The 2,976-nt window shown below is 48.7% G+C and carries 4 protein-coding genes; 1 reads left to right on the top strand and 3 read right to left on the bottom strand.

Annotation, left to right across the window (positions count from 1 at the left end; all coding sequences use genetic code 11):
* The 3 genes from SP90_RS16320 to SP90_RS16310 form a co-directional block, all read right to left on the bottom strand.
* On the bottom strand, positions 1-775 hold a 775-nt coding region (locus SP90_RS16320; RefSeq protein ID WP_269449370.1), incomplete at its 3' end, for a thiamine pyrophosphate-dependent enzyme.
* A gap of 113 nt (positions 776-888) precedes the next feature.
* Complete coding sequence (rpe, locus tag SP90_RS16315) at positions 889-1,545, bottom strand: ribulose-phosphate 3-epimerase (RefSeq protein ID WP_066856702.1); 657 nt, start codon at positions 1,543-1,545, stop codon at positions 889-891.
* A gap of 88 nt (positions 1,546-1,633) precedes the next feature.
* The gene (locus SP90_RS16310; RefSeq protein ID WP_066858800.1) at positions 1,634-1,915 is read right to left on the bottom strand and encodes a MerR family transcriptional regulator; all 282 of its coding nucleotides are present in this window, start codon (positions 1,913-1,915) and stop codon (positions 1,634-1,636) included.
* 122 nt (positions 1,916-2,037) lie between these two features.
* On the opposite strand from SP90_RS16310, the gene SP90_RS16305 reads away from it, so the two are divergent.
* A complete protein-coding gene (locus SP90_RS16305) occupies positions 2,038-2,874 on the top strand; it encodes a hypothetical protein (RefSeq protein ID WP_066858569.1) in 837 nt (278 codons plus the stop codon).
* Positions 2,875-2,976 lie beyond the last annotated feature (102 nt).

Here is a 2,976-nt window from a genome sequence, read left to right as displayed (position 1 = left end):
CAGCAGTACCCTGTTTGTGAGGAGAACCGAAACCAATGATGGTGCGGCAGCAGATAAGAGAAGGCTTTTCAGTTTCTGCTTTTGCTTCTTCAACAGCTTTTTTGATCGCTTCCGGGTTGTGGCCGTCTACATCGCGAACAACATGCCAGCCGTATGCTTCGTAACGTGCTGCTGTGTCTTCGTCGAACCAGTGACCAACCTTACCGTCAATAGAGATACCGTTATCATCCCAGAATGCGATAAGTTTACCAAGACCGAGAGTACCTGCGAAAGAACATGCTTCGTGAGAAACACCTTCCATCAGGCAGCCGTCGCCCATGAAAACGTAAGTGTAGTGGTCTACAACATCAAAGCCGTCACGGTTGAAGTGAGCAGCAAGAACTTTTTCAGCCACAGCCATACCGACTGCGGTTGCAATGCCCTGACCAAGAGGGCCTGTCGTGGTTTCAATACCCGGGGTCATACCGTATTCCGGATGACCAGGAGTCTTTGAATCCATCTGACGGAAATTTTTGATCTCTTCGATGCTCAGATCATAACCGGAGAGGTGCAGCAAAGAGTAGATAAGCATAGATGCGTGACCGTTAGAGAGTACAAAGCGGTCACGGTTAGCCCATGCAGGATTAGCAGGGTTATGCTTAAGAAAATCGTTCCAGAGAACTTCAGCAATATCTGCCATACCCATCGGCGCGCCCGGGTGGCCAGAGTTTGCTTTCTGCACAGCGTCCATGCTCAGAGCGCGGACTGCATTGGCGAGGTCTTTACGAGAAGGCATCGTTTCCTCCTAAAAGAATGATGCAATAAAATTTTTCCAGCTGGTTGCTGTGGCAGTCGATAGACCGTTATTGCCCACATGACAACCATTGATAACACTTTTCAAAAAAGCCGCTATGCGGAGCGTGCCACTTCTTCAAATGTCTTCAGTCGTTCCGCGTATGGAGGGAAACCAAAAAATGCAGAACCGGATACCAGCACATCAGCGCCGTTGCGTACCAATTCTGCAGTGTTGTCAGGATCAACCCCGCCATCAACCTGAATCAGGGTTGAGAGACCGCGTTCCTTAATCATGCCGGAAAGTTCTGCAACTTTACGCATGCTGAACGGAATAAACTTTTGTCCACCGAACCCCGGGTTAACACTCATAATGAGTACCATGTCGAGTTCGTCCAGAACGTATTCAAGAACGGAAAGCGGAGTATGCGGGTTAAGTGCCACACCTGCTTTAGCGCCCTTACGTTTAATTTCAGCAATGGTACGTTCAAGATGGTTGGTTGCTTCGGCGTGAATAACAACCATGTCAGCACCGGCATCTACAAAGTCGTCTACGTAGCGCTCCGGCTGCTGAACCATTAAATGAACATCAAAAAAGAGGTTACTCTCTTTACGGAGACGCTTGATTACTGGTGCTCCGAGAGTAATGTTAGGTACAAACATGCCATCCATGACGTCCCAATGTACCCATTTAAGTCCTGCCTGTTCGAGTGCCTTCAATTCGTCAGCAAGTCTGCCGAAATCTGAAGACAATAACGAAGGTGAAAGGATCATAGTTTCTTCTCTGTGGCTTACGCCGGTTATGGTACTGTGCTGGTGTGCTCGCCCCCAACAGGCAAACCACACAAAAAATACGGGTTCATCATCGACGACCCGTTGAAAGCATATCACGAAGTAATGTGAGCTCTGTTATGATTTCCTCAACATCAATAGCGGCTGTTCCCTGCATGTACTGCGGGTTTTCTACACCACTCCCCGTGCAAAAAGCCTCTATCTCCGGCCCGGGTAATTCCGGACCGGTGATAGAGCCATACATTTCTTCATATTGACCCAGCACCTTGCGGGCACCGTCAATGGTCAATCCGCGTTCGTAAAGCAAGTGCCGTATCACCCGCAGCAGAAGTACATTCTGCTCGGAATACATACGCTGCCCTTTACGGGTACGTATGGGGATAACAAAATGCCGCCATCGCCAAAAACTTCGGCAGACGATACAACGCAGTCATCATCGGCACATCGCTTTCTGAGAACTTCTCAACAGATGAGATGAGAAGAAAACTCGGCGTCGACACCATGAACCTCTCCATCAGTGGAGCTGAGTTCAATGAAATGCTGACTGTCCTCAACTACACGCTTTCAAGAAACCCTCAGGTTAAAACTGTCTTCTGGGGACTCCTGCCCCGCCACGTTTTTGCGTCAGAACACCATGCGGAACTGCCTGACACGTTCCCTGCATTTTTATACAACGACAGTGATCTGGACGACCTTAAAGCGTACTTCAGCAAACGATTTCTGCTTACCCCGCAAACAAAAGACGAAAACGACATCTGGAGCTGGTATAGCTATTACAAATCAAACGGTTTTTTTAGCCGCAAATGCTACTTCGATTCCGCCTGTCTGCTGATGGATGAAAAGATACCGCCTGTAGACTACACAGTGGACAACATTCCAAAACTCGAAGAAGTTCTTACAGCCCATCCAGATAGAACGTTTTATGTCTTCACACCGCCACGCTCAGGATTGTTCCTGAACCGACATGCAGATGAGTACCACAGGGCGCTGCTGGCATTATCAACACTGCTGGCGTACCCAAACCTGCGTTTATTCGACTTCACCCAGATGCGTTCTGTAACCATGGATATCTCACGCTACAAAGATGTGGGGCATTATGACGCAGCCGCGAACTCTGCCATGGTCACTGCCTTTGCAGAAAACCGATACAGAATAGTACCCGAAAACATTGATGACGCACTGGCACAAGTCCTCACCTACCAGCGGACAACACTGGCTGATCTTGGAATCACAGATCAGGACATTGCCATATTTTGCGCTGCATCCGCACAGGCGGAAAACAAAGGACACAGTAAGCAATCCAAACAGTAAGCAACGCCAATTCAAACTGCAGACAACAGAAAAGCCCCCATGCCAATCATGGGGGCTTCCCGAATTACGGTCGTTTATCAGTCAAGCTTAGGAGAAGTTCCC

Source organism: Halodesulfovibrio spirochaetisodalis, assembly GCF_001672295.1.
Lineage (GTDB): Bacteria > Desulfobacterota > Desulfovibrionia > Desulfovibrionales > Desulfovibrionaceae > Halodesulfovibrio > Halodesulfovibrio spirochaetisodalis.
The sequence above is the reverse complement of the archived record's forward strand: the minus strand, read 5'-3'. Positions and strand labels throughout refer to the sequence as shown.

Coding starts and splice junctions, on each gene's coding strand:
- rpe (WP_066856702.1), bottom strand. CDS start 1,545: ATGATCCTTTCACCTTCGTTATTGTCTTCAGATTTCGGCAGACTTGCT.
- SP90_RS16310 (WP_066858800.1), bottom strand. CDS start 1,915: ATGTATTCCGAGCAGAATGTACTTCTGCTGCGGGTGATACGGCACTTG.
- SP90_RS16305 (WP_066858569.1), top strand. CDS start 2,038: ATGAGAAGAAAACTCGGCGTCGACACCATGAACCTCTCCATCAGTGGA.